Raw genomic sequence first — 25,172 nt, 5'->3', positions numbered from 1 at the left:
CGGCCCGGGCACACGGTTCGCGCCGCGGCGCCTGCGGCGGGACGCGAATCACTTGCTCACGAGCACAGGCGTTTTCACCCTAAACCAGCCATTCGGGTGATGCATCCTGACAATGCGCCGGACGCGTCGTGCGCGGGCTGGAACGGGCCCGTGCACGGACGCGGCGGACTGCGCGCGCTCAGCGCTGGAACGGCGCCGGAGCCGGAACGCCGGCCCCACGCGGGCCACCCTCGTGAACGACCCTCCCTCCCCCGTCCCGTCCCGTCCTGCGCCCGCCGGCGCCCGGCGCCGTGCCCGGCCGCCGCCAACTCGTGGGGCCCGGGCCGGCGGCGACGGGGTGGCCGTGGCAGCGCCGGACGGCCGCCCCGCCGCCGGCGGTGCCGACCGTGGCACGGCCGGCGGGGGAGCCGAGGCCTCGGCGTCCCGCGCCGTGTCCTGCCGCCGTGCCCGGTAGGACCTCAGCGGCCCGGCGCGCCGGCGTCCTCGACGGCGGGCTTCCGGTCGGCGTACTCGAACACCGACCCGTCCGGGTGGACCGCGATGAGGTTGCGGCCCACCGGCGTCGGCACCGGTCCCGCCACCACCTTGGCGCCGACCTCGCTGAGCGTTGCGTACGCCGTGTCCACGTCCTCGACCGCGATGGTCGCGGACACCTTGCGGAGAATCTCCAGCTCCGACTCGGGACCGCTCATCAGCAGGAAGCAGCCCACCGCCGCCACCGACACCCCGCCGCGCTCGAAGCGGAGCGCAGGCGTGCCGGTGAGGCGTTCGTAGAAGCCGGCCGCGGCCTCCAGGTCGTCGACGCAGATACGCAGCGTGGTTCCGAGGATCTCCATACCGGCGAGGGTAGTTGGCGCCCATGGACCACGAGATCGATTCCCGCTGAGCGGCAGTGGCCGTGTGTACCGCCGGGGGGCACGGCCGCCGGTCGAGGCGCGGAAGGCGGTCGAGGCGCGGACGGCGGTCGAGGGCCGCGCTGCCTCCGTTCGACCCCGTCAGCGGGCCTCTGCTGAGAACGCGTCAGGGCGCCCGGCAGATCAGCTCGCCGTGCGGGACCATGAACCAGCCGTCGTCCGCCCGGCCCCACGCGCGCCAGGCCGCGGCGATGCCGTCGAGTTCGTCCGGGCGGGCGTGGCCGCCCTCGACGGCGAGCGCCGCATAGGCCGAGGCCGTCGTACGGTCCGCCCACAGGCCGCTCCACCACGCGCGTTCGTCCGGGGTGGCGAAGCACCAGGCGGAGGCTGTCGCCGTGACGTCGGTGAAGCCGGCGGTGCGTGCCCACGAGTAGAGCCTGCGGCCGGCGTCCGGTTCCCCGCCGTTGGCCCGGGCCACGCGGCGGTACAGCCCCAGCCAGGTGTCCAGCGCCGGGACTTCGGGGAACCAGGTGAAAGCGCCGTAGTCGCTGTCGCGGACGGCGACGACGCCGCCCGGCCTGCACACCCGCCGCATCTCGCGGAGCGCCGCCACCCGGTCGCCCACGTGCTGCAGCACCTGGTGGGCGTGGACGACGTCGAAGGAGTCGTCGGGGAAGTCCAGTGCGTGGACGTCGGCGGCTGCGAAGCGGACGTTGCCCAGCCCGCGTGCCCGTGCCTCCCCCCGAGCCCGCTCCAGGACGTCCGGCGCGGCGTCGACCGCCGTGACCGTGCCGGGGGAGACCAGGGCCGCCAGATCGGCCGTGATCGTGCCGGGGCCGCAGCCGACGTCCAGCACGTCGGCACCGGGCCGCAGTTCGGGTGCGAGGTACGCGGCCGAGTTGGCCGCCGTGCGCCAGCGGTGCGAGCGCAGCACCGACTCGTGGTGGCCGTGGGTGTAGACGGCGGTCTCCTTCGGCATGCGGCCGTACCCCTCTCGAGACGTGGTACGACCACCGTACGCCGGTCATCCGAATGGTGAGACCTGCGTCTTGCTATTTGAACTAAATGCGCGGCCGGCCCGACGGTCGCGGCGGACCCGACCCGAACGAGCGCCGGGCCCCCGGACGGGCCGGGGCCCGGGAGCCTCAGTGCACAAGTGCAGATCAGGGCCCGGAACCGATCAGAGCAGCGGTGAGGCCGGCGAGGGACGGTAGACGACCAGCGCCTCCGTCAGCTTGTCCACCGTCAGGTCCGTCGGTGCTTCGGCGATCTCGCCGTCGTACGCGAGCAGCGATCCCGGCGCCAGGCCGGAGATGCGCAGCTTCCGCAGCCGGCCGGCCGCGTGGAACGGGGACCGGCTCAGCGGACCCGCGAGCGCCGCGGCGAGCAGCCGCACGCCCGGGAACCGGCCGCCGTGCACCGCCCGAACGTCGAGCAGTCCGTCGGCGAGGTCGTAACGGCGCCCGGGTGTCGGGCCGACGCGCTGGTAGCTCCCGTTTCCGGCGAACAGCAGCCACAGCGGCCTCCTGCGCCCGGCGATCTCCGCTTCCAGCGGGTGCTCGCCGCGCAGGGTCCGCAGCGCGGCCAGCACACCGGCGGGCCAGCCGCCGATCCGCGGCGACCACCGCTCCCGGATGCGCACCATCTCCGGGTACACGCCGAGGGAGAAGGTGTTGACGAAGTGTCCCTCGCGCGCGCCGTCGGGACCCGGGGTGAACCGGCCCAGGTCGACGCGTACGGCATCACCCGACGTCAGCGCCTCGCACGTGTCGTGCACGGTCTCCAGACCGAGGTCGTACGCGAAGTGGTTCAGGGTCCCCCCGGGGAAAACGGCGAGCGGCAGCCCGTGCCGGGCCGCGGTGCTCGCGGCGCGGTTCACCGTGCCGTCGCCGCCCAGCACGCCGAGGGCCCGGCAGCCGCTCCCGGCCGCCTCCTCCAGGGCACTCTCGATCTCCTCCGGAGCGCACTCGACGATCCGCGCCAGCGGCAGCGCGTCGCGGACCAGGGCCGTGGCGTCGTCCCCGGCGGCCAGCGCGCCCAGCGGTCCGGTCCCGGAGCCGGAGGAGCGGTTGGCGACCACGACGAGGTCCTTGCCGGCCGGCAGCCGGGGCGCCCGGGTGTGCGGCCGCCCCGGCGGCGGCAGCTGGTCCCGGGTCGGGACCAGCCCGCGCACCGCGAACGCCGCTCCGACCCCGAGCGCCGCCCCCACGAGGACGTCGCTCGGGTAGTGGACCCCGGTGTAGACACGGGACAGGGCGACCGCGGCCGCGACCGGCGCCACCACGGCACCCCAGCCCTTCGACTCCATCGCCACTCCCGTGGCGAACGCCGCCGCCGACGCCGAGTGCCCGGAGGGGAAGGACGTGGTGAACGGCTGCCGCTTCAGCTGCCTGACGAGCGGCACGGCGTCGAGCAGCGGGCGCGACCTGCGCACCGACCGCTTGGCCACGGTGTTGATCGTCGCGGAGGCGAGCGCCAGCGAGGCCACACCGCGTACGGCGGCCCGCCGCGACCGTGCGCCGCGTCCGAAGACGGCCATCCCGGCGGCCGTGCCGAACCACAGGAGTCCGTGGTCGGCGGCCCTGCTGAGCCTCGGCAGCACCGGGTCGGCCCCCGGCCAGTGGCGGTTGGCGACCGCGTGGAGGACCCCGCGGTCCCACCCGGTGAGGGCCGAGGCGACCCGCCGGGCACGCGGCGTGCGCCGCGGCAACCCCTCGGGGAAGGACACGACGCGGGACACGGCACGCGTGAAGGACTGCGGGAGCGAGTGCGCGGCGGACCGCGGTGCTCCGTCTCGGTGGTAGGCCGGCATGGAACGCGGGTACCCCGAGTCCTCGCGATCCAAGCGGGCCCTCTCCACATGCCACCCGCGCCGCGGAGGGTGGGTGGGCCCTCTCCACATGCCACCCGCGCCGCGCAGGGTGGGTGGGCCGTCTCACGACGGCCCGGCGTCCCGGGCCGGCAGCGCGGTGAGCGTTCGCGAGCGCAGCACGGCCGGAGCACAGTGAACCCCATGGACACTCGCCTGCTGGACCGGAACGCCGAGGCCCTCGCGCTCTTCACGGACCGGGTGCACGCCGTCCGCCCGGAGCAGTGGGACGCACCGACGCCCTGCACCGGCTGGTCCGTGCGGGACCTCGTCAACCATGTGACCGCCGAGCAGCTGTGGGTACCGCCCCTGGTCGGCGAGGGCCGTTCGGTCTCCGACGTCGGCGACGCCTACGAAGGCGACGTGCTCGGCGGGCATCCCGCCGTCACCTGGGACCGGGCCGCCTCCGCGGCCAAGGCCGCCTTCCGTGAGCCGGGAGCCCTGGACCGGGGCGTCGGTCTGTCGTACGGCGACACCACGGTCGCCGCCTACTGCTCGCAGATGACGGCCGACGTGATCGTGCACGCGTGGGACCTCTCGCGGGCCATCGGCGCTGACGACACCCTCCCGGACTCGCTGGTCGGCTTCGCCGCGGAGGAAGTCGCGCCGTACGCCGCCGAACTGTCCGGTAGCGGCCTGTTCGCACCCGCCGTGGAACCGCCGGAGGGCGCGGACCGGCAGACGAAGCTGCTCTGCCTGCTGGGGCGCCGCCCCTGACGCCTGTTCCGCGAACCGTTGGCCTGGTACACGGGTTCGCCTGGTACACGGGTTCGCCTGGTACACGGGTACGCCCGGTACACGGGCACGGCGGACCGGACCGGTGCACGGCGGACCGGCATGGTGGCGTGCGCCCTTCCGGCCGGAACCGACCGCGGTCGGCGCCCGGACCGTCCCGACCGGCCCGGCCGTACGGCCCGTTCGGGGCTCTCCCCCGTCCCTTCGCGACGCCGGTGGTCTCCCGTGACCCCGCCCTTCCCGCGGCTGTTCACCCGGAGCGGCCGCCGTCCGCGTCGCCGGCCCCCGTACCGCCCCGCCGCACTTCCGAGGAGTGCCGTGACGACTCCGCGCGCCCGTCGGCCCGCCCGGCGTTCTCCGTGTTCGACGCGATCGTCCGCCATCCCGTGACCGCGGTCCGAGCACGCCGCGCGCCGGCGACGCGCACGGCCGCGGTCCCGGACGGCGCCGAGCCCGGGGAATGCCGAACGGCCCGCCCGGAGCGGCGGGCGGGCCCGAACCTCCGTATAAAGGGCTCGTGGCCGGGCAGCCGAATCCCGGGCCCTGGCGACGGGAGGTGGGCGTATGCGGCGGACGGATCCGGAAGGCCGCGGACCGGTCCGCTACGGCCCGCCCGCCCCGGACCCCGGCCTGCCCGTGCTGCCCGAACTCGCCGGCGTGCTCGCGTCCGCCGCCGGACGTACCTCCCAGGAACCGCCGGGCGGGGGGCCGATCCTGCGCGAGTCCGCGGCCGGCTACTGGTGGCGGCGCGGACTGCGCTGCCGTCCCGAGGACGTCGCCGCCGCGCCCGGCGCCCAGCCGCTGCTGCTCGCGCTGCTCGCCGCGCACGGCGGCGACGTCCTCATGCCGCGGCCCTGCCCCGCGTGGTGGACACCGCAGGCCCGTCTCCTGGGCCGGCCCGCGTTCCATGTGCCCACGTCCGCGGAGAGCGGCGGCGTGCCCGATCCGTACGCACTGCTGGAGACCGTGCGGAGAATCCGGGCGGAGGGCGGCAGCCCGCACGTGATGCTGCTGTCCGTCGCGGACGACCCCACCGCCACCGTCGCCCCGCCCGAACTCGTCCGCGAGGCCTGTGAGGCCGCCGTCGACGAAGGGCTGCACATCATCAGCGACGAGACCTGGCGCGACACGGTGCACGAGCCGCTCGACCGCCCCCTGCTCAGCCCAGCCGAGATGTGCCCGGACGACGTGACCGTCATCAGCGATCTGTCGGGTGCCCTGCTGCCGGCCGCGTGGCCCGTCGCCGTGGCCCGGTTCCCGACGACGGGGCCCGCCGCCGGGCGGCGGGCCCGGGTGCTCGACATCCTCACGGCCCTCGGGGGTTTCGTCGCAGGTCCGGTGGCGGCGGCCGCCGCACACGCGCTGGAGGAGCCGGGCCCGGTCACCGCCCGGCGCGCCCGGGCGAACACCCTGCACGCCGCCGTCGCCGACGCGGCCCACCGTCTGGTCCTCACCTCCGGCGCCCTCGCCGGGCCGCCCCAGGCGGGCCGCCACCTCTACGCGGACCTCGGCCCGTTGCGCGCCCGGCTCGCCGGTCTCGGTGTCACCGACTCGATGGAGCTGGAGGACTACCTCAGCGAACGCCTGCACACACCGGTGCCCGGCGGTCACCGCTTCGGCGACGAACTCGGCGCACTGCGCGCCCGTGTCGACACCAGTCCCTTCCTGGGCACGAGCCCGGAAGAACGCCTCGAAGCCCTCGAGTCCGACGACCCCCTCGCACTGCCGCATGTCGCCAAGGCGCTGAAGTCCCTCGGATCGGCCTTCCGGGATCTGCGATGACGCAGCCCCGGAGACCGCGACCCGCGAGCCCCCACCCGCGATGAACGGAGCCGCAGATGACGGAACAGACGGAGCAGCCGCCTCCCACCTCCCCGGCGGCCCCCACCCACCGCACCACGGGAACCGCCCCGGCCCTGGCCCGGCCCCACCGGCCCGGGACGACCCCCACCCGCGCGACGGACGACGCGCAGGCCGGAGCGGACCCGGAGGACCCGTTCCCGGCCGCCGCGGTGGCGCGTGGGGACGGTGCGTCCGGCGCGAGGGGCCAGGGCGGCCCGTTCCCGGCCGCCGCGGCGACGCGTGCGGGCGGCGGGAACGGTGGGTCCACCGCCCACCCGGCCGCGCACGCGGATCGCGCCGCTTCGGGAGGCGGTTCGTACGCCGGGACCGGCGCGGCCGCCCCGGCGGTGTCGCGGCCCGGGCCGGCGGGCGGGCCGGGGCTCCGGCCCGGGAACGACGAGGCCGGGCCCGGAACGGCGGCCGTCACCGGACTGCGGCCGCTGGGGCTCGTCCGGCGGTGGCCGCGGTCCTTCGCCGACCGGCTCACCGCGCCGTTGCCCGGGGTGCGGGCCATGGCGCGGCTGGCGAGGGAGGGCGCGCTGCGGCCCGCGGCTGCCGGACTCAAGGACATTCCCCAGCTGCCGTTCGCCCCCGGTGCCCTGCCGGAGGCCGAACCGGGCACCGTCGCCGTCACCTGGGCGGGCCACGCGAGCTGGGTCGTCGCGATCGGTGAGCTCACGGTGCTCACGGACCCCGTCTGGTCCCGCAGGATCCTCGGCACACCGGCCAGGCTCACTCCCGTCGGCGTCCGCTGGGAGGACCTGCCGGCCGTCGACGCCGTCGTCATCAGCCACAACCACTACGACCACCTGGACGCGCCCACCATCGCCCGGCTGCCGAGGCGCACCCCGATGTTCGTGCCGGCGGGGCTCGGCGGCTGGTTCCGGCGCAGGCGCTTCACCCGCGTCACCGAACTCGACTGGTGGGAGACGGCGGAACTGCCCGCCGGCAGCGGGGTCGGGTCGGTCCGGTTCGAGTTCGTGCCCGCGCACCACTGGTCGAAGCGCACACTCACGGACACCTGCCGCTCGCTCTGGGGCGGCTGGATCCTCACCGACCAGCGCGGCCGCCAGGTGTACTTCTCGGGCGACACCGGATACGGCCACTGGTTCAAGGAGATCGGCCGCCGCCACCCGGACATCGACCTGGCGATGCTGCCGATCGGTGCCTACGCGCCGCGCTGGTGGCTCAGCTCGGTGCACACCGACCCGGAGGAGGCGGTCCAGGCGTTCGAGGACCTCGGCGCCTGCAACATGGCGCCGATGCACTGGGCCACCTTCGTGCTCTCGTCCGAACCGGTGATGGAGCCCCTCAGCCGGCTGCTGACCGCCTGGGAGCACACGGGCCGGCCCCGTGAGCAGCTGTGGGACCTGCCCGTCGGCGGCTCACGCGTGCTGACCGCCTGACGGCGGTCGCGGGCGCGGTCTCCGCCGCCGCAGACGTCGCCACAGCGCGGGCACCCCGCTCAGCAGCAGCGTCAGCCCCACGGCGGCCAGCACGCCCTCCCAGGGCTCGTCGAACAGCGAGCCGCCGAGGATCCCGATCACCCCGTACGTGGCGGCCCACGCCAGGCAGGCGGGCGCGTCGCCGCGGGCGAAGCGGGCCGGCGGCATCCGCGACATCAGGCATGCGAGCATCACCGGAATCCGTCCGGCGGGTACCAGCCGGGACACGACGAGCACGGTCGAGCTGTGGTCGTCGAGTCTGCGCTGTGCCTGCTCCAGCCGGTCCGGGGCCGCCCGCGCCCGCAGCGCCTCCAGCCACTTCGAGCCGTTCCTCGACCCGACACCGCGCCGGCCGAGCCAGTACAGCGTGATGTCCCCGAGGAACGCAGCCGACGCGGCGACCACGAACACGAAGAACACCGAGAGCGGAGCGGTCTGATGGAGCGCCACCACCGCGGCCGTGCTCACCACCGCCCCCGTCGGCACCACCGGTACCAGGGCGCCCAGCGCCACCAGCAGGAACAGCGTCGGATAGCCGACGGCCTGCTGGGTCGACTCCGGCGGCAGCTGCCCGACCACGTCCTGGAGCGTCACGGGGAGACCTCCGGCCGGACGCTCTCGCAGTGCCCCAGCCGGTGCACCGCCACCTCCGGCGCCAGACGTGCCGCCTTGCGGACGAACTCGTCGCCCGGGGAGTGGAACTCGTGCGGCCTGACCGCGTCCATCCCGATCGGCCAGTACGTGCCGTAGTGCACCGGCACCGCGGAGCGGGGCGCGAGCGCGGCGAGCGCGCGGGCCGCGCGGTCCGGGTCCAGGTGGCCGTGCCCCAGGAACGGCCCCCAGCCGCCGACCGGCAGCAGCGCCACGTCCACCGGACCGACCGCGGCCGCCATGCCGTCGAACAGGCCGGTGTCCCCGGCGAAGTAGGTGCGCGCGGTGCCGTGGACGACGAAGCCCAGCGCGGGGGAGCGGTGCGGTCCCATCGGCAGCCGCCGCCCGTCGTGCGCGGCCGGCACCGCCCGTACGCGCACGTCCGCCACGGCCACCTCGTCGCCCGGTGCGACCTCCACGATCCGCAGACCGTCCAGTCTGCGCAGCCCCGGGACGGCCCGCGAGGCGCCGCGGGGCACGATCAGCCGGGTGCCGGGGGCGAGCCGGGCCAGCGAGGGCAGGTGCAGATGGTCGGAGTGCAGGTGGGAGACGACCACGGCGTCGGCGACGGCGGCCTCGGGCGGCGGCAGTTGGCCCCGCCGCCGGCGGAGATGCGCGAGCCTGCCGACGAACAGCGGGTCGGTGAGCACCCGGACCCCCGAGTCCTCGACCGTGCAGCTGGCGTGACCCCACCAGGTGACCTCGACCGCCACGCACCGCCTCCTCGCCGGCGACCCGGCCCCGTCCGGACCTCGGCGGGCCGGCCGCCGTCTCCGGTACGAGCGTAGGCGCTCGGGGGCCCGGCGGTCTCCCGTGCGCCCCGAAGTGCGCCTCCCCCGCGCGGGCCTGGCCGAGTAGGGTCGGGCCACGGCAGTCGACGCGGGGGGAAGGTCCATGACAGGCGCAGGGGACGGCGTGCGGGTCGCGGCCATCGCGAGCCTGACCCCGCTGGAGGAGCTCGACATCGACCCCTTCCTCGTCGACACCCGCAGCCAGCACGCGATGTGCGCCCGCTGGGCGGCGGCCAAGGGGTACGTGGTCGCCCGCGAGCTCCTCTTCTACGGTCTGCGGCCGGACCACTGCGGCCTCTGGGCCGATGTCGAGGCCGGCCTCGTCGACCTCTTCGTCGCCGCGAACGAGCGTGTCCTGGCGCGTGCCCTGACCTCCGTCCCCGAGTTCTCCGCCGAATGCCGGCGCCGCGGTGTCCGGCTGGCCACGGCCGGTCTGGACGAGCCCGCGTACGACTCCGCCATGAAAGCGAGCGTCCACCGCCGGCTCTCGATGCCGACCGCGGGCTACAACGGCTGCTGACCGGGCCGCGACCGGGAACGGCGCCCGGACGGCCCGCTCCCGGGCCAGGGCCCGGCCCGCCGCCGGTTCGGCGGTGCGGTCCGCGCGTCCCGGTCCGTTCCGGTTCCGCTCCCGCCCCGGTCCGTTCCGGTTCCGCTCCCGCCCCGGTCCCCGTCCCCGTCCCGGCTCGCCGCCCGGCCCGCGGACCCGGACCTTCGGACTCCCGGTCCGCGGTCCCGCCCCGGTTCGCGGACCCGGCGCCGGCCCGTCCGCGATCCCGAGCCGACGCGCCGTCCCTGTGCCGGGCCACGGCCGGTTCCCGCCGCCCCGTGACCCCGTGCCCCCGGGCCGGTCCGCGATCCCGCGCCGGTCCCCGCCAGGGGCGCCGGGCCCTCGCGGGGACCGGGGAATCAGGAATCCGGACTGCCGGGCCGCATGACAGGCTGGACGCAGGCGAGTCGAGAGGGCGGTGGCGCGGGTGGGCGGACCGCGGATCGGTGAGGGGCGGTGGCGGACAGCCGGCGGAGCGCTGCTTCGGGTGACCGTGGTGTGGGCGGTGTCCACCCTGACGCTGCTCGCGCTCGCCGGGATCCTGCCCGACTTCCAGCTGCGCTCCGACGACGGCGAGAGCATCACGAGGACGGCCGTCACCGCGGCCTGGGGCGCGGGCGCGTTCGGCCTGCTCAGCGCGCTGGTCTGGCCGCTGGTCGTACGTGCCTTCCTGCTGGTGCCCGCGCTGGTGCTGGGACTGCTGGTGTTCTTCCTGAACGGTTCGCTGCTGCTGCTCGCCCTGAGGCTTATCCCCGACGGGGGCGGCGCCGCCGCGCCCGAGACCGCCGTGGTGGTCGCCGCCGTCATGTCGGCCGTCGCCTCGGCCACCTCCACCGCCCTGGCCGTCCGCGACGACAATGCCTACCGCCGGCGGCTGTCCCGTGTCGCCACCCGCCGGCGCCGCAGACGCGGCGGCCCGGCGGACGGCGACGCGCCCCCCGGAACGGTGTTCCTGCAACTCGACGGCGTCGGCCACGCCGTGCTCGTCCAGGCCGTGAAGGACGGGCTGATGCCCACCGTCGCGCGATGGCTCGACACCTCGCACCGGCTCACCCGCTGGCGCACCGACTGGTCCAGCCAGACGGGCGCCAGTCAGCTCGGCATCCTGCACGGTTCGAACCACGACGTGCCCGGCTTCCGCTGGTACGAGAAGGACACCGGCCGGATCATGGTCAGCAACCGGCCCGCGAGCGCCGCCGAGCTCCAGCGCCGCGCCGTCCTGCGGACCGGGGACGCCGGGCTGCTCAGTCTCGACGGCGCCAGCCGCGGGAACCTCTTCACCGGCGGCGCCGACCAGCTCGCGCTGGTCCTGTCGGTGACGGCCCGCCGCGACCGCGCCAACCGCTCCCGGGCCGGCTACTTCGCCTACTTCTCGGATCCCGCCAACGCCGTGCGGACCGCGGTGTCGTTCGTGGCGGAGGTGGGCCGCGAGATCGGGCAGTCCGTTCGCTCACGGATACGGGGCGACCGGCCGCGCACCGGCCGTGGCGGGCTGTACCCCTTCATCCGGGCCTTCGCGACCGTCGTCGAACGGGACGTGGTGGTCGCAGCCGTGGTGGGCGACATGCTCGCCGGGCGCACCGCCGTCTACGCCGACCTCGTCGCCTACGACGAGGTGGCCCATCACTCCGGACCGCACAGCCGCGACGCCGCCAAGGTCCTCGAGCGGATCGACCGTGCCGTCGCCCTCATCGCCAAGGTCGCCGACCACGCGCCCCGCACCTACCGGATCGTGCTGCTGTCCGACCACGGCCAGAGCCCCGGCGAGTCCTTCGAGGGCGCCTACGGGCTGACCCTGAAGGACCTCGTCCGGGCCGGCTGCGGGCTGCCCGTGTCCCGTCGCGCGGGACGCACCAGGAGCGGCGCGGAGGCGAGGGACGCGGCCCGGCACGCGCTGTTCGGCGCGCTGCACCGGTCGACGGCCGAGGACGCGGCGGGGGAGCGGCCCGCGGCCGGTCCGGATCCGATCGTCCTCGCCTCGGGAAACCTGGGGCTGATCTCCTTCCCGGACCTTCCGGGCCGGGCCGGCCGGGAGGAGATCGACCGCCGCCACCCGGCGCTCCTGCACACCCTCGCCGGGCACCCCGGCATCGGATTCCTCCTGGTGCGCAGTGAGCGGCACGGCTCCGTCGTGCTCGCCCGGGACGGCGCGGGCACGGTGGAACTGCCCGTCGCCGGACTCGACGGTTCCGGCCCGCTCGCCGGGTTCGGGCCGGGGGCCGCCGACGCCGTCCGCCGCACCGACTCGTTCCCGCACGCCGCCGACATCATGGTGAACTCGATGTACGACCCGGCGACGGGCCGGGTGCACGCCTTCGAGGCGCAGATCGGTTCGCACGGCGGCCTCGGCGGAGAGCAGTCCCACCCCTTCCTCCTCTCCCCGCTCGCACTGTCGGAACCCGTTCCGGACGGGGGCGAGCCGGCCGGGGCGGAACAGGTGCACGCAGTGCTGCGGCGGTGGCTGGACGAGTGCCGGGGCGAGCCGTTCGGACCGCAGGTGCCGCTGGGGCACGCGGAGGATCCGGACCCTCGGGTACCGCCGGGGCCCGCCGGGGATCCGCGTCCGCAGGAGTCGCCGGCCCCTGCGGAGGCCCCTCGCGGGCAGTCGCCGCCGGGGCCCCGGGAGGATCGCCGGTCGCGGGGCGGCCGGACGAAGCGTTTCCCGTGACCGCTCCGGTGCCCCAGGACGCATCCGATTGATCTGGCGGGGTGCCGAACCGTCCCGTGATCTGGCGGGGTGCCGAACCATCCCGTGATCTGGCGGGGTGCCGAACCGTCCCGGGACACGTTCGGGTCTGCACGGAGAGGAGGCGCGCTCGACGGCTGGACCTGCTCGGCGTCCCGGCCCCTTCGCGGAGCCGTCCGCGAAGGGGTCCTCGCCGCGGTCGCCGCCGCCACTCCCGACGGCTCGTCGCGGGTTCCGGTGACGCCGCCGCCCACCAGGCGTGCTGTTCTTGCTCGCCGGAGTGGTCGTGTTCGCGCGGACGTCGGCAGGGAACCGCCGGACGGCACCGGACGCCGAGGATTCGGCTGGTCGGGCGTAGTCCGGCAGGTCCGATAGGGCGGATTCCGGGCACGGACGGCGCGCCCGGGCCGGTTCGGGGGCACAGCTGGCATGTCCAGGAGGTTGTGCCCGTGAACCGACCCGTGCGCTGTGCCGACCGTGTCGTGCTCGCCGTCCTGATGGCGCTCGTCGCCGTATTGGGGACCAGGGCGGGCGCCACGGCCGTCACCCCGCCCGGCGCCGACCGCCCGCCGGCCTCCGTACCCGCCGACCCGGCGGGAGAAGCACCGCAGGACACCTCCGTCACGGAACAGCCATCGCCCGCGCGGGCGCAGGGGCGGACCGTACGGGGCTGCGCGTCGACCGGGGACGGGACAGCAGGCGGCGGGGCCCCCGGCCCGTATCCCCGCGGAGTCGCCGTTTCCGCGGCTCCGCCCCCGCCCCCGGCCACGAGGTCCGTGGTCCTGCGCTGCTGAGGACCGGTACGGGAACGGCGTCTCGTCGTGCCGTCTCCCGTAGGGACGTCCACCGCCATCCGACATCCGAGCACCTCGTGAAGCGCAAGGAGACAGCCGTGCCCATCGACCCCCTCGCTGCCGTGAACGCCCTCATCCGCGCCGAGGTCGTCCGCGCCGGCCCGGACGACCACCACACCCACGGAGCGGCCGAACGAGAACCCGAACCTCCAGAGCCGTCCGAATCCCGGGGCCGTGACGCCGGGCCGCACGACGCCCACTGACCCCGCCGCGGCCGGGCACGCGGGCGCACCCGCCCCGTGCCCGGCTTCCGGGGCCGTCGGTGCCCCGGCCGTCCCGGCACCCGGGTGCGGCCGTCCCCCGGCGCGCCGAGCCGACGCGGGCATGGCACCATCGGCCGCATGACCGCCTATCAGGAGCGCCTCGCCGTACCGGTGCGCTGGTGGCTGCTGGCGGGCGCGGCCTGCGGCGCTGTCGCACTGGCCGTGGCCCCCCTCGGCACCGGCCCCGCGCTGGCCGTCGCCTCGGTCAGTGCCGTGCTCCTGGCCGCGTGCCTCCTCGCTTACGGCTCCGCCCGCCTGCGCGTCCAGGACGGCGTGCTCATCACCGACGGCCTGGCCGTACGGGTCGAACGCCTCGGCTGGGCCGAGATCCTGGACGAGGACGAGGCGCTGGAATGGCGCACGTTCCGCGCCGGTCCGCACGCCCGCTTCGCCCTGCGCGCGTACATCCCCACGGCGGTCCGGGTCGAGATCGCCGACCCCGGCCTCCCGTACCGCTATCTGTACGTGTCCACCCGGCACCCCCTGCGGGTGGTGCGGGCCATCAACGCCGCGAAAGCGGAACAGACGCCGGTCTGAGCCCCCGATGTCAAGGGCGGTGGCTCAGACCGGCTCCCGACGGCGTCTGCGCGAACCGCGACGCGTAACCGGCCGCCGGCAGCAGTGCGTTCTGCTCCCGCACCGGCACGTCCAGCTGCTCCGCCAGCCGCAGGACCATCTCCTCACTGGGCCGCGACCTGCCCGTTTCGACGAAGCTGAGGTGACGGGCGGAGGAGCCCGCACGCAGCGCCAGCTCCAGCTGGCTCAGCCTGCGCCGCTCACGCCAGCCGCGCAGCAGTGGCCCTACTCCCGTGTCGGGCGCGACAGTTGTCATGAGGGAACCGTAACGTCGCCGACAGACAATTCCGGAGGGAGCTCGCCCATGCCCACAGAGCCGCTGTCCCAGAAGGAGATCGAGGACCGGCTGCGCGAACTGCCAGGCTGGTCCCAGGAAGGCGACCGGATCGCCCGCACCTACCGGCTCGGCAGTCACTTCGCCGCCACCGCGCTGGTCGTCCACATCGCCCAGATCCAGGAGGAGCTGAACCACCACTCCGATCTGCTCCTCGGGTACAACACGGTCAACCTCACGGTGAACACCCACGACGCCGGTGGCGCGATCACCGAGCACGACTTCGAGCTCGCCCATCGGGTCGAGGGCGCCGCCCCCGGCCACGGCGCGAGCTGACCGTGCCGCACGAGTACGAGCCGCGCGACACGGCCGGATCCCCCGGCGCCGACCGTGACGCGCTGCTCGACCACGACGTGGAGGCGGCGCTGTACGACGCCGTGCGTGGCGGGGTGCACCGGGCGGCCGCGGCCGCTGCGGCCGTGCTCTCCCTCGTCCCCCATCCGGCCCGGTCGCTCCTCGACGTCGGCTGCGGCACCGGCCTCGTGACCGAACGGCTCGCCCGGCCCGGACTGCGGCTGCTGGGCGCGGACTCCGCGCCCGGCATGGTCAGGGCCGCCGCCGGCCGGGTCCCGGGTGTCGTCCTCGCGGACGCGCGCAGGCTGCCGCTGCCCGACGCGTCCGTGGACGCGGTCAGCTCGGTGTGGCTGCTGCATCTCGTGCGTGACGCCCGGGCGGTGGTGGCGGAGGCCGCACGGGTACTGCGCCCCGGCGGGGTGTTCGTCACCACCGTGGACATGGACGCGGCACACGGCCCTGGCGACGACATCGAGGCCGTGCTCGCTCCGCACCGGGCGGTCGCACCGTACGACCGGGCCGAGCGGATCGAGGCGTTCGGCGCGGCGCACGGCCTCGCCCCGGCCGGGGAGACCCGCTTCACCGGGCACGGCCAGGGCAGAACGCCCCGTCGCACCGCCCAGGCGTTGCTCCGGGGCGAGTACGCCTCCCGGCTGACGGCCCGCGGTCCGGTCGCCGAGAAGCTCGCCGCCGAACTCCGCGTGCTGCCCGCACCGGACGAACACCGCCCCGAGCCGCGCTATCGCGTCATCGCCCTGCGCCGCGCCGCCGTCCCCTGAGCGCGCCGCGCACCCGGCCCGCCCAGCCCGGGGCGCAGCTCCCCGACCGCCCCAGGCAGGGTCGCCGTCCCTGCCGAACGGGTGCTTCGGCCGGGGCGCCGCCCTTGCCGAACGGGTGCTTCGCCGGGGGTGGGCCCGCCGCCCGACCGCCTCGCCGCGGGCCCGGTGGGCGTCGCGGCAGCGGGCGCACCGCGTGGGTCCGCGCCGGATGCCGGGCGGTAATCCGTTCGGTCGGCACACGCCCGGGGCGCACCGCCCGGAGCCTCGTCGGTCCACCCGCGGTCCGTGCCGCGTGGCTCCGTCCCCACCGGTCCGGGCCGGGTGCGTTCGCCCCCGCGCCCGGCGCCGCGAGCCCCGCACCGTTTTGCCGGAGCGGCAAGAAGACTCGCCAGGACGGATCCTCCGTGCGCACTCTGACGCCATGAGCCCTGACGACCACGAAACCCCCGCCGGCCACGGACCCGCCGGCCACGCGCACCACGGCCACGGCCACGGCCACGACACGACGCACATCGACTGGGAGGAGCTCGCCACGCTACTCGAACGCGAGGCCGCACTCAGCCTCCCGCTGTACGAGCAGGTCGCTCTCTGGGTACGGGACATGCTCCCCGCGGGTTCGGTGCGCCGCGTCCTCGACGTCGGAAGCGGCCCCGGAGCGGTCAGCGTTCTGCTGGCCGAGGTCTTCCCGCAGGCGGAGGTGGTCGCCGTCGACGCCACCCCCGGCCTTCTCGAGCTGGCCCGGGCCCGCGCCGACCGCGCCGGCCTCGGCGACCGATTCGGCACCCATGTCGCCGAACTCCTCGACGGCATCGCCGAGCTGGGGCCGGCGGACCTCGTCTGGGCGAGCGGTTCCCTGCACCACGTCGGCGACCAGCGTGCCGCCCTCACCGGACTCGCCGGTCTGCTCCGGCCCGGCGGACTGCTCGCGCTCCTCGAGGGCGGACTGCCGGCACGCCATCTGCCGCGTGACATCGGCATCGGGCGGCCCGGCCTGGAGAGCCGACTCGAGGCCGCCGCGGCCACCTGGTTCGCCGACATGCGCGCCGCACTGCCCGGCGCGAAGCCGGAGGTCGAGAACTGGCGTGCCCTGCTCGCCGCCGCCGGGCTCACGCCCGCCGTGACCCGTTCCTTCCTCCTCGATCTGCCGGCTCCGGTGACCGACACCGTGCGCGAGGGGCTGGTCTCCGGTCTCTCGTGGCAGCGCAAGGCCCTGGAGGGACGGCTGGACGCCGACGACGCCGCGGTGCTGGACCGGCTGCTGGACGAGGACGACGAGGAGGGCCTGATGCGCCGCCCGGACTGCTTCATGCTGGCGGCCCGCACCGTGCACACGGCCCGGCGCGGATAGCTGCCGGGGGACGGGCACGGGGGCGGCCAGGCACCGGGTGGCCCTTTCGGTACCGGCGCGGGCGAGGAATCGGGTGGCCCTTTCGGTACCGGCGCGGGCGAGGAATCGGGTGGCCCTTTCGGTACCGGCGCGGGCGAGGAATCGGGTGGCCCTTTCGGTACCGGCGCGGGCAGGGACCCGGGCGCTTCCGGTACGGGGCGGACAACCCGCCGGGGCTCGCTCCGGTACCGGGCGGACAGCCCACCGGGGCGCTTCCGGTGCCGGGGCGCACGGAGCCGCCGGCCGGGGCGGGGGCCGCGCGGCGGCGTTCCGGGAGCGGCCAGGAGGTCGGACACCCCATGCCGTTCGGTGTCAAGCGGCGTGGGGTGCCGGCTGGGCACGGTCTGACCTCAGACGTCGACTGCTTCCGGCAGCGTGAGTGCCCACCTGCCGGCGGCTACGGCACCTAGTGCCGCATCAGGCGACGTTCGCCCCGTCGCGGCGCCCGGCACGGCGACTCGCGGCGTTGCCGGATCAACCGAGTAGGCCCACTACGAGGTCGATCCGGGGCCTTGCGTTCTTCCCCTCGGCCGGAGGGCCTGGGGAGGCCCCACTCCCTCGGCCCGGGGGCCTGGGGAGGCCCCACTCCCTCGGCCCGGGGGCCTGGGGAGGCCCCACTCCCTCGGCCCGGGGGCCTGGGGAGGCCCCACTCCCTCGGCCGGAGGGCCTGGGGAGGCCCCACTCCCTCGGCCGGAGGGCCTGGGGAGGCCCCACTCCCTCGGCCGGAGGGCCTGGGGAGGCCTCACCCCCTCGGCCGGAGGGCCTGGGGAGGCCCCACTCCCTCGGCCCGGGGGCCTGGGGAGGCCCCACTCCCTCGGCCCGGGGGCCTGGGGAGGCCCCACCCCCTCGGCCGGAGGGCTGCCGTCGGCCCGAGGGACACTCCGCTGTCATCTCCGTAGTCAGCGACCGCACACGGCGCGCACATCTCAATCAGCAGCCAGGGCGCCCCGGAGAGCCGGACGGCCACTCCCCAGGAGCCATTGAAGGGAAGCCCCCGTAAGCCACATCCGGCCCTCCCGGGCCACCTAACAACTTACGGAGACCCCATGCACCGGACGCCGCTCCTTGACGGGCGAACCTCGCCTGACGCGGCACTGGTCTCTCCGACCCGGCAGCTTCCATCAGGCGGTGAGCAGCACCCCCGCGTACGCCGCCGTCGCGATCAGCACCCAGGCGGTCAGCCCGAGCAGGGCGACCCTCGGGCCGGTGCGGGACAGGGACGGCAGATGCACCGCGGTGCCGAGACCGAACAGCGCGGCGGCCAGCAGCAGTTCCTGGAGCGCAGCGGCCGCGGACAGGACCTGCGCGGGCAGCAGGCCGGTGCTGCGCAGGGCCACCATGGCGAGGAATCCCACGACGAACAGCGGGACGAGCGGCGGCCTCCCGGATCCGGGGCCGCCCCGCCCCCGGCGGCGGGCCGCGACGACGAGCACGGCGACCAGCGGGGCCAGCAGCGCCACTCGCAGGAGTTTCACCAGGACGGCCTCGCTCAGCGCCGCCGGCCCGGCCGTCCCGGCGGTGGCCACCACCTGGCCCACGTCGTGGACGCCGGCACCCACCCACCGCCCGAACTCGGCGTCGGTGAGTCCCAGCGGTCCGTGCAGCAGGGGCAGGACGGCGATGGCGAGGGTGCCGCAGAGCGTCACGAGCGCGACGGACGTGACCATGTCCTCGTCGTCGCTGTCGTGCACGGAGCCCACCGCCCCGATCGCGGAGGCCCCGCAGATGGAGTAGCCCGCGGCGATCAGCAGCGGCTGGTCGCCCGGCAGCCCCATTCGCCGCCCGAGCCACCACGTGCCGCAGAAGCTGGCAGCCACCACGGCCGGCACCATCGCCACCGTCGCCCATCCCAGCCCCAGCACGTCCGCCAGGCCCAGCTTGAGCCCGAGCAGGACGATTCCGGCGCGCATCAGGCGCTTCGCGGCCAGTGTCAGGCCCCCGCGGCAGCGGCCCCGGACCCGCGTGGCCAGCCACGGGGTGTGTGCGGCTGCGGCGCCCAGGACGACGGCCGCGGTGAGCATCGGCAGAGCGGGCACGGCCCGGTGCGCCAGCCATGCCGCCACCACTCCGGCGGCGGCGAGCGCCAGCCCCGGCACCGGCCCGGGGGGCCGCTCCCGGGGGGTGACGCGCCGGGACCGGGGGCCCGTGAGGGCCGTCACCGGTCGGCTGGCAGGTCGTAGACGCGCCGGATGCTGGTGCCGAGGCGGGCGATGTCGGCGCCGTACACGTGCAGGGAAAGAGCCGGACCCGTCCCGGAGTTGCGGACGAGATGGATGTCGCCGGGCGGGGCGAACGCGGCGACCGTCCCGGCCGGGTTCACCACGTCACCGGTGGCGACGAGCCGGGCGCTCGTGCCGTGCGGAACCAGCCGGTAGCGCCGCTCGTGCTCCTCGCCCCGGTGGACCCCCGTCACGCACCACGACACATGGTCGTGGACTGGCGTGCACTGTCCGGGCAGCCAGACCAGGGCGACCACGGAGAAGCTGCCGTCGCGCTCGGCGTGCAGCACGTGCTGGCGGTAGTTCCGCGGGTCGCCCTCGCACTGCTCCGCCGTGAGCAGGTCGGGCCGGCCGAGGTGCGGCAGCAGCCTCTCCGCCACCATGTAGGCCGTGGGTTCGGGAGGAAGACCGCGGTTCACGGTCTCCCGTATCTCCGTCACCAGAGAGCGGAGCCGGGCGGTCGTGGCGGGAGGGGTGACGGTGGCCGGGTTCGCAGTCGTCATGTCCGCAGCGTCCGTCCCGCCGTCCGGAGACGTCCAGGAGCGATCGCTTGCAGGGTCCTCAACGTCCGCTTATGGATGGGGAGAAGGGTCCCGGCCGCGCAGCTGGGAGCGTCCGGCCGCGGGGCGGGCACCGGGCGGCGTCCCGGAGGCTCAGCAGCCGGTCCTGCGCTCGGCCACCGCGACGAGGCGGTCCAGCACCAGCGCGGTCGCGGGGATGCGCAGTTGCTCCCGCAGCGCGTACGCGCCGACCCTGCGGCGGGTGTGCGGTTCCACGATCCTCCCCGTCACCTTGGAGTGGCACAGGAACGAGAGCACGAGCTGCGGGACCACGGCGATGCCCACACCCGACGCCACGAGGCTCTGCATCACCAGGTTGTCGTCCGTTGTGCAGGCGATGTCGGGTGCGAACCCCTCCTCGGCGCAGGCGTGCAGGAAGTTGGCGCGACAGCGCAGGCAGCCCGCTATCCACCGTTCGCGGGCGAGGTCCGCCAGCCGTACGGCCCGCCGCCTGGCCAGTGGGTGGCCGGTGGGCAGCAGAACCGTCAGAGGGTCCTCCAGCAGCGGCACTTCGGCCAGCTCCTCGGGGACCTCGGCGGTGTGGCCGGGATAGCTGAAGGCCAGGGCGATGTCGCAGTCGCCTCGCGCCACCAGCCGCAGGGACTCGGGAGGCTCGCTCTCGGTCAACTCGATGCGGATGCCCGGGTGTTCGGCCGCGATGGCGGCCATGGTCTCAGGGATGAGGGTCGCACAGGCGCTGGGGAACGCGCACACCCGCACGCGTCCCGAGCGCAGTCGGGCGATGGCGTCGATCTGAAGCTGTGCCGCCGAGAGGCTGTCGAGGATCGTCCCGGCGTGCCGGGTCAGCGCCTCTCCGGCCTCGGTGAGCCTGATGCCGCGCCCGACCCGCGTGAACAGGGGGGTGCCGATATCCCGCTCCAGCGCCTTCATCTGCTGGCTGACCGCGGGCTGGGTGTAACCGAGCGAACGGGCAGCTGCCGAGTAGGAGCCGGTCCTGACCACCTCATGGAAAGTCCTGATGTACCGGGAATCGAACACGGCAGAAGCATAAGCAGATTTTGGGTGGCCGCAGGCGGCGAAATGCCGGTCGTCCGTGGCGGGTTCGGGCCCGCGGGGTGGGCACGCGTCCATGCCGTGGGCGAACGGGACGCGCCGGACGGGCATTCCCACGGCACCGGGACGGCCACCCCGCGCTTGAACGGTCGTTGCCGTGCCGTCGGAGGGGTGGGCGCGGCCCCCTCCGCGGCGGCCGCGCCGGCTCCGGTGTGCGCCGGTGAGTCAGGCGCCCATGCTGAACGTCGCCGGGTCGGGACCGAGGCGTCGGCCCTCGTCGAGGGCGGCGAACGCCGCGAGGTCGTCGGCGTCCAGCTCGAAGCCGAAGACGTCGATGTTCTCCCGGATCCGCGACGGTGTCACGGACTTGGGGATCACGACGTTCCCGAGCTGCAGATGCCAGCGGAGCACGACCTGCGCCGGGGTCTTCCCGTGCTTCTGGGCGACCGCGACGATCGTCGGGACCTCCAGCAGTCCGCGGCCCGAGCCCAGCGGCGACCACGCCTCGGTGGCGATGGCGTGCTTGGCGTGGAAGGCCCGTGACTCGGCCTGCTGGAACTGCGGGTGCAGCTCGATCTGGTTCACGGCCGGGACGACCGAGGTCTCGCCGAGCAGCCGTTCCTGGTGCTCGGGACGGAAGTTGGAGACGCCGACGGCCCGGGCCCGGCCCTCGGCGAGGATGGTCTCGAACGCCTTGTACGTTTCCACGTACGCGTTCTTGGACGGCACCGGCCAGTGGATCAGGTACAGGTCCACGTAGTCGAGGCCGAGCCGGGAGAGGGAGGCGTCGAAGGCGCGAAGCGTCGAGTCGCGGCCCTGGTCGGCGTTCCAGAGCTTGGTGGTGACGAACAGCTCCTCGCGGGGGATCCCGGAGGCCGCGACGGCCTTGCCGGTACCCTTCTCGTTCTCGTAGACGGCAGCCGTGTCGATGCTGCGGTAACCGGCCTCCAGGGCCGCTCCGACGGCCTTCGCCGCCTCGTCGTCCGGCACCTGCCACACGCCGTAGCCGAGCTGTGGCATGGCGACGCCGTTGTTGAGGGTGATGGAGGGGACCTTGCTCACGAGCGGTCGATCCTTACGTCGGTCGGTGTCTTGCTGCCATGGTCAACGATCATTCGGGCGGACGCATTCCCGAGGGACCTCCGGCGTTCCGGGCAGCCCCCCGCAGCGGGATCGGTCCAAACCATCGACCGGCGGTCCGCCTGCCGCGACCCTAATGCACATTGTTGAACTTGGTGCATGAATGTGAACGCCGGGTTCGGTCCGTCCCCTTGTGACCCGGGGCAGGCGCCGTCGGGCGCCCCCGAGCAGCCGTCCCGCCACAGACCCTGCTCCCCGCCACGGACGTCCCCGTTCCCGGCGCGTCTCAGCGGTACAGCGCGTCCACCTCGGTCGCGTACGCGGTCTCGATCGCCTTGCGCTTCAGCTTCAGCGACGGCGTCAGCAGCCCGTGCTCCTCGCTGAACGGATGCGCCAGTATCCGGAAGGTGCGGATGGACTCGGCCTGCGACACGAGCGTGTTGGCCGCCACCACCGCCCGCCGGATCTCCGTTTCCAGGTCCGGGTCGCGTACCAGCTCCGCCGGTTTCATCGGCGGCCGGCCGCGCATCGCCAGCCAGTGCTCGACGGCCTCGTGGTCCACGGTGACCAGCGCCGCGATGTAGGGGCGGTCGTTGCCGACGACGATGCACTGGGCCACCAGCGGGTGTGCCCGCACCCGCTCCTCCAGGCCGATCGGCGACACGCTCTTGCCGCCGGACGTCACCAGGATCTCCTTCTTCCGCCCGGTGATCGTCAGATAGCCGTCCTCGTCCAGGGCCCCGAGATCCCCGGTGGCCAGCCAGCCGTCCTTGAGGACTGCGTCCGTGGCCTTGGGGTCGTTGAGATAGCCGGAGAAGACCTGCGGTCCGTGCAACCACACCTCGCCGTCCTCGGCGATGTGCACCGTCGTGCCGGGGATCGGCTGCCCGACCGTGCCGTACTTGGTGCGCTCCGGGGGGTTCGCGGTGGCCGCGGCGGAGGACTCCGTCAGGCCGAAACCCTCGAAGACGGTGACTCCGGCGCCCGCGAAGAACAGCCCGAGGCCGCGGTCCATGGCCGAACCGCCGGACATCGCGTGCCGCACCCGGCCGCCCATGGCCTCCCGGACCTTGGCGTAGACGACCTTCTCGAAGAACTGGTGCTGCAGGCGCAGGCTCGCCGACGGGCCGGGGCCGAGGCCGAACGCGCGGTGCTCCACGGCCTCCGCGTACCGCACCGCCACGTCGACGGCCTTGTCGAACGGCCCGGCCCTGCCCGCTGCCTCCGCCCTGCGCCGCGCGGCGTTGAAGACCTTCTCGAAGATGTACGGGACGGCCAGGATGAACGTCGGCCGGAACGAGGCGAGGTCGGCGATCAGGGCGGTGGCCTGGAGCACCGGCTGGTGGCCCAGCTTGACCCGCCCCAGGATCGCCGCGACCTCCACCATCCGGCCGAAGACGTGTGCGAGCGGAAGGAAGAGGAGCGTCGCGGCCTCGTCTCCCGGCTCGGAGTGGAACACGGGCTCCCAGCGGCCGACGAGAGTCTCGGTCTCGTACATGAAGTTGGCGTGCGTGAGTACGCATCCCTTGGGCCGGCCGGTGGTGCCCGAGGTGTAGATCACCGTGGCGATGGACTCCGGGGTCACGGCTCTGCGGTGCCGGTGCACCACGTCGTCGTCGATGTGCGCGCCCGCCGCGAAGAGTTCGTCGACGGCCCCCTGGTCGAGCTGCCACAGCCGCTTGAGGTGCGGCAGCCGGTCGATGACCGAGCCGACCGTCATGGCGTGGTCCTCGTGCTCGACCATGCAGGCCGAGACCTCGGCGTCGTGCATCATCCACAGGACCTGCTCGGCGGACGAGGTGGGGTAGACCGGTACGGACTGGGCGCCCACCGCCCACAACGCGAAGTCGAACAGCGTCCACTCGTACCGGGTGCGGCACATGATCGCGACGCGGTCGCCGAACCTCACCCCCTGGGCGAGCAGCCCCTTGGCGAGCGCGAGCACCTCGTCACGGAAGTCGGCGGACGTCACGTCGTGCCACGCGCCGTCGTCGTCCTTGCGGCCGAGGGCCACCCGGCCTGGGTCGGTCCGGGCGTGGTCGAACACGGCATCCGCCAGCCCGCCGACAGGGGGTGCCGTCGCCAAGGGGGGAACCGTGAACTCACGCAATGACCTGCTCCTTGTGGCGCTCCGCACAGCGCCGGTGACGGTACCCCACCGGGCGTTCGTGCGGGAGAGCCTTCAGCAACTCGGTACATTCCGCATCGACGCTGGTCAACCGCGTGGATTCGGCCAACCTCGTTGTGGCCGGACGGTGTTCTGACTGAAGAGTAAGCGACACTCGCACGAATCTGCACCGAATCTGTACGCGGTGAACACGCCCCGGTCTGCCTTCTGTGTCCGGTTTGGGTGTCCGCGGATGAGTTCGGAGGTTCCCGCCCGGCACCGGGCTCCTTTGCTTCCGGCGCCGGGCGCCGGTGGTGGCTGCCGGCCGTCCTGCGCCTGCCCGCCGTCAGGGTTCCGGGTCAGCGCGTGCCGTCCGCCGGGTGGTGCAGCCGGTCGACGCCGGCGAGGATCGCGGCGGCGAGCGCGTCCGCCGCCTCCCGGGTTCCGTGGCGCGCGCCGGCCCGGTGGCCGTGCAGCAGGACGAAGTCCACGCCCCCCAGCTCCGGCAGCCCCGCACGGGCCGGGACCGGGGCCAGACCGGGCGGGATCAGCCCGCGCGTATGGGCCATCACGCCCAGCCCCGCACGCGCCGCCGCGACCAGGCCGCTCAGGCTCCCGCTCGTGCAGGCGATGCGCCACGCCCGGCCGTGCGCCTCCAGCACCTCCAGCGCCCGGGCCCGGGTGATGCCGGGCGGTGGGAACACGATCAGCGGCACCGGACGCTCCGGGTCCAGCCGCAGCTGAGGCGCGCCGATCCAGGTCAGCGCGTCCTGCCATACCAGGTCGCCGTGGGTGCCGCCCGTGCGGCGCTTGGCGAGGACGAGGTCCAGCCGGCCCGCCCCCAGCTGCTCGTGCAGCGTGCCGGACAGCTCGACGGTCAGTTCCAGGTCGACCTCGGGATGGTCGCGGCGGAACGACTCCAGGATCTCGGGGAGGCGGGTCAACACGAAGTCCTCGGAGGCGCCGAAGCGGAGCCGGCCCCACAGCCGGGTGCCCGTGAAGAAGGCGGCCGCCCGTTCGTGCGCCTCCAGGATGGTCCGGGCGAAGCCCAGCATCGCCTCGCCGTCCTCGGTGAGCTCCACGCTGTGGGTGTCCCGGGTGAACAGCTGCCGCCCCGCCGCCTCCTCGAGCCGACGCACGTGCTGGCTGACGGTCGACTGCCGCACGCCCAGCCGGCTCGCCGCCCGGGTGAAGCTCAGGGTCTGCGCCACGGCGAGGAACGTCCGCAGCAGGCCGGGATCGTACACGCCCCCATGCTAGCCGCTCATCGCGAAACATGATG

General features: G+C 74.8%; 22 protein-coding genes and 1 pseudogene. 11 read left to right on the top strand and 12 right to left on the bottom strand.

The window, feature by feature from the left end:
- Positions 1 to 458 precede the first annotated feature (458 nt).
- The 3 genes from FEF34_RS06050 to FEF34_RS06040 form a co-directional block, all read right to left on the bottom strand.
- On the bottom strand, positions 459 to 836 hold the full coding sequence (locus FEF34_RS06050; protein ID WP_138052193.1) for a VOC family protein: 378 nt from the start codon (positions 834 to 836) through the stop codon (positions 459 to 461).
- 184 nt (positions 837 to 1,020) lie between these two features.
- Positions 1,021 to 1,833 (bottom strand): class I SAM-dependent methyltransferase, encoded by an 813-nt coding sequence (locus FEF34_RS06045; RefSeq protein ID WP_138052192.1) that lies wholly within the window; start codon positions 1,831 to 1,833, stop codon positions 1,021 to 1,023.
- A gap of 201 nt (positions 1,834 to 2,034) precedes the next feature.
- Positions 2,035 to 3,666, bottom strand: a complete 1,632-nt coding sequence (locus FEF34_RS06040; RefSeq protein ID WP_138052191.1) for a bifunctional phosphatase PAP2/diacylglycerol kinase family protein — start codon at positions 3,664 to 3,666, stop codon at positions 2,035 to 2,037.
- A gap of 201 nt (positions 3,667 to 3,867) precedes the next feature.
- On the opposite strand from FEF34_RS06040, the gene FEF34_RS06035 reads away from it, so the two are divergent.
- From FEF34_RS06035 to FEF34_RS06025, 3 genes are all read left to right on the top strand, one after another.
- A complete protein-coding gene (locus FEF34_RS06035) occupies positions 3,868 to 4,440 on the top strand; it encodes a TIGR03086 family metal-binding protein (protein ID WP_138052190.1) in 573 nt (190 codons plus the stop codon).
- Positions 4,441 to 5,022: 582 nt separating this feature from the next.
- Positions 5,023 to 6,240 carry an aminotransferase class I/II-fold pyridoxal phosphate-dependent enzyme gene (locus FEF34_RS06030; RefSeq protein WP_138052189.1) on the top strand — a complete coding sequence of 406 codons (1,218 nt, stop codon included), beginning with the start codon at positions 5,023 to 5,025 and terminating at the stop codon, positions 6,238 to 6,240.
- Between the two features lie 407 nt (positions 6,241 to 6,647).
- Positions 6,648 to 7,706 carry an MBL fold metallo-hydrolase gene (locus tag FEF34_RS06025; RefSeq protein ID WP_138057311.1) on the top strand — a complete coding sequence of 353 codons (1,059 nt, stop codon included), beginning with the start codon at positions 6,648 to 6,650 and terminating at the stop codon, positions 7,704 to 7,706.
- Here the strand turns inward: FEF34_RS06025 and FEF34_RS06020 are convergent.
- Together FEF34_RS06020 and FEF34_RS06015 are read right to left on the bottom strand one after the other, a co-directional pair.
- Positions 7,686 to 8,339: a DedA family protein gene (locus tag FEF34_RS06020; RefSeq protein WP_138052188.1), complete on the bottom strand. Its 654-nt coding sequence runs from the start codon at positions 8,337 to 8,339 to the stop codon at positions 7,686 to 7,688. The two genes, FEF34_RS06025 and FEF34_RS06020, sit on opposite strands and share 21 nt — an antisense overlap.
- Positions 8,336 to 9,109 carry an MBL fold metallo-hydrolase gene (locus FEF34_RS06015; protein WP_138052187.1) on the bottom strand — a complete coding sequence of 258 codons (774 nt, stop codon included), beginning with the start codon at positions 9,107 to 9,109 and terminating at the stop codon, positions 8,336 to 8,338. The genes FEF34_RS06020 and FEF34_RS06015 overlap by 4 nt, the downstream gene beginning before the upstream one ends.
- A gap of 181 nt (positions 9,110 to 9,290) precedes the next feature.
- Between FEF34_RS06015 and FEF34_RS06010 the strand changes: the two genes are divergently transcribed.
- From FEF34_RS06010 to FEF34_RS05990, 5 genes are all read left to right on the top strand, one after another.
- A complete protein-coding gene (locus FEF34_RS06010; RefSeq protein WP_138052186.1) occupies positions 9,291 to 9,707 on the top strand; it encodes a recombinase family protein in 417 nt (138 codons plus the stop codon).
- A 472-nt stretch (positions 9,708 to 10,179) separates the two neighbouring features.
- On the top strand, positions 10,180 to 12,405 hold the full coding sequence (locus FEF34_RS06005; RefSeq protein ID WP_138057310.1) for an alkaline phosphatase family protein: 2,226 nt from the start codon (positions 10,180 to 10,182) through the stop codon (positions 12,403 to 12,405).
- A 467-nt stretch (positions 12,406 to 12,872) separates the two neighbouring features.
- Complete coding sequence (locus tag FEF34_RS05995) at positions 12,873 to 13,217, top strand: hypothetical protein (protein WP_138052185.1); 345 nt, start codon at positions 12,873 to 12,875, stop codon at positions 13,215 to 13,217.
- Between the two features lie 98 nt (positions 13,218 to 13,315).
- Positions 13,316 to 13,480, top strand: coding sequence for a hypothetical protein (locus tag FEF34_RS41070; protein ID WP_171052840.1), 165 nt, complete (start codon positions 13,316 to 13,318; stop codon positions 13,478 to 13,480).
- A gap of 138 nt (positions 13,481 to 13,618) precedes the next feature.
- Positions 13,619 to 14,077, top strand: a complete 459-nt coding sequence (locus FEF34_RS05990; protein WP_138052184.1) for a DUF3093 family protein — start codon at positions 13,619 to 13,621, stop codon at positions 14,075 to 14,077.
- Positions 14,078 to 14,117: 40 nt separating this feature from the next.
- Here the strand turns inward: FEF34_RS05990 and FEF34_RS05985 are convergent.
- Positions 14,118 to 14,372, bottom strand: a pseudogene (locus FEF34_RS05985) (helix-turn-helix domain-containing protein); the annotation flags it as partial.
- Between the two features lie 48 nt (positions 14,373 to 14,420).
- Between FEF34_RS05985 and FEF34_RS05980 the strand changes: the two are divergent.
- The 3 genes from FEF34_RS05980 (at position 14,421) to FEF34_RS05970 (ending at position 16,871) form a co-directional block, all read left to right on the top strand.
- Positions 14,421 to 14,726: a 4a-hydroxytetrahydrobiopterin dehydratase gene (locus FEF34_RS05980; protein WP_138052183.1), complete on the top strand. Its 306-nt coding sequence runs from the start codon at positions 14,421 to 14,423 to the stop codon at positions 14,724 to 14,726.
- Positions 14,727 to 14,788: 62 nt separating this feature from the next.
- Positions 14,789 to 15,523, top strand: a complete 735-nt coding sequence (locus FEF34_RS05975) for a class I SAM-dependent methyltransferase (RefSeq protein ID WP_138057309.1) — start codon at positions 14,789 to 14,791, stop codon at positions 15,521 to 15,523.
- 421 nt (positions 15,524 to 15,944) lie between these two features.
- Positions 15,945 to 16,871 (top strand): class I SAM-dependent methyltransferase, encoded by a 927-nt coding sequence (locus FEF34_RS05970; protein WP_138052182.1) that lies wholly within the window; start codon positions 15,945 to 15,947, stop codon positions 16,869 to 16,871.
- Positions 16,872 to 18,031: 1,160 nt separating this feature from the next.
- On the opposite strand, the gene FEF34_RS05965 is transcribed toward FEF34_RS05970, so the two are convergent.
- The 6 genes from FEF34_RS05965 to FEF34_RS05940 all read right to left on the bottom strand — a co-directional run bounded on the left by FEF34_RS05965 (position 18,032) and on the right by FEF34_RS05940 (position 25,137).
- Positions 18,032 to 19,069, bottom strand: a complete 1,038-nt coding sequence (locus tag FEF34_RS05965; protein WP_138052181.1) for a YeiH family protein — start codon at positions 19,067 to 19,069, stop codon at positions 18,032 to 18,034.
- Complete coding sequence (locus FEF34_RS05960) at positions 19,066 to 19,632, bottom strand: cysteine dioxygenase family protein (protein ID WP_138052180.1); 567 nt, start codon at positions 19,630 to 19,632, stop codon at positions 19,066 to 19,068. The genes FEF34_RS05965 and FEF34_RS05960 overlap by 4 nt, the downstream gene beginning before the upstream one ends.
- Before the next feature lie 150 nt (positions 19,633 to 19,782).
- Complete coding sequence (locus tag FEF34_RS05955) at positions 19,783 to 20,688, bottom strand: LysR family transcriptional regulator (RefSeq protein WP_138052179.1); 906 nt, start codon at positions 20,686 to 20,688, stop codon at positions 19,783 to 19,785.
- A 240-nt stretch (positions 20,689 to 20,928) separates the two neighbouring features.
- Complete coding sequence (locus FEF34_RS05950) at positions 20,929 to 21,765, bottom strand: aldo/keto reductase (protein WP_138052178.1); 837 nt, start codon at positions 21,763 to 21,765, stop codon at positions 20,929 to 20,931.
- A 304-nt stretch (positions 21,766 to 22,069) separates the two neighbouring features.
- Entirely contained in the window at positions 22,070 to 23,869 is a 1,800-nt protein-coding gene (locus FEF34_RS05945) for an AMP-dependent synthetase/ligase (RefSeq protein ID WP_138052177.1), read from the bottom strand.
- Positions 23,870 to 24,249: 380 nt separating this feature from the next.
- Entirely contained in the window at positions 24,250 to 25,137 is an 888-nt protein-coding gene (locus tag FEF34_RS05940; RefSeq protein ID WP_138052176.1) for a LysR substrate-binding domain-containing protein, read from the bottom strand.
- Positions 25,138 to 25,172: the final 35 nt, after the last annotated feature.

This window comes from Streptomyces marianii, assembly GCF_005795905.1.
Taxonomy (GTDB): Bacteria; Actinomycetota; Actinomycetes; order Streptomycetales; family Streptomycetaceae; genus Streptomyces; species Streptomyces marianii.
The sequence above is the reverse complement of the archived record's forward strand: the minus strand, read 5'-3'. Positions and strand labels throughout refer to the sequence as shown.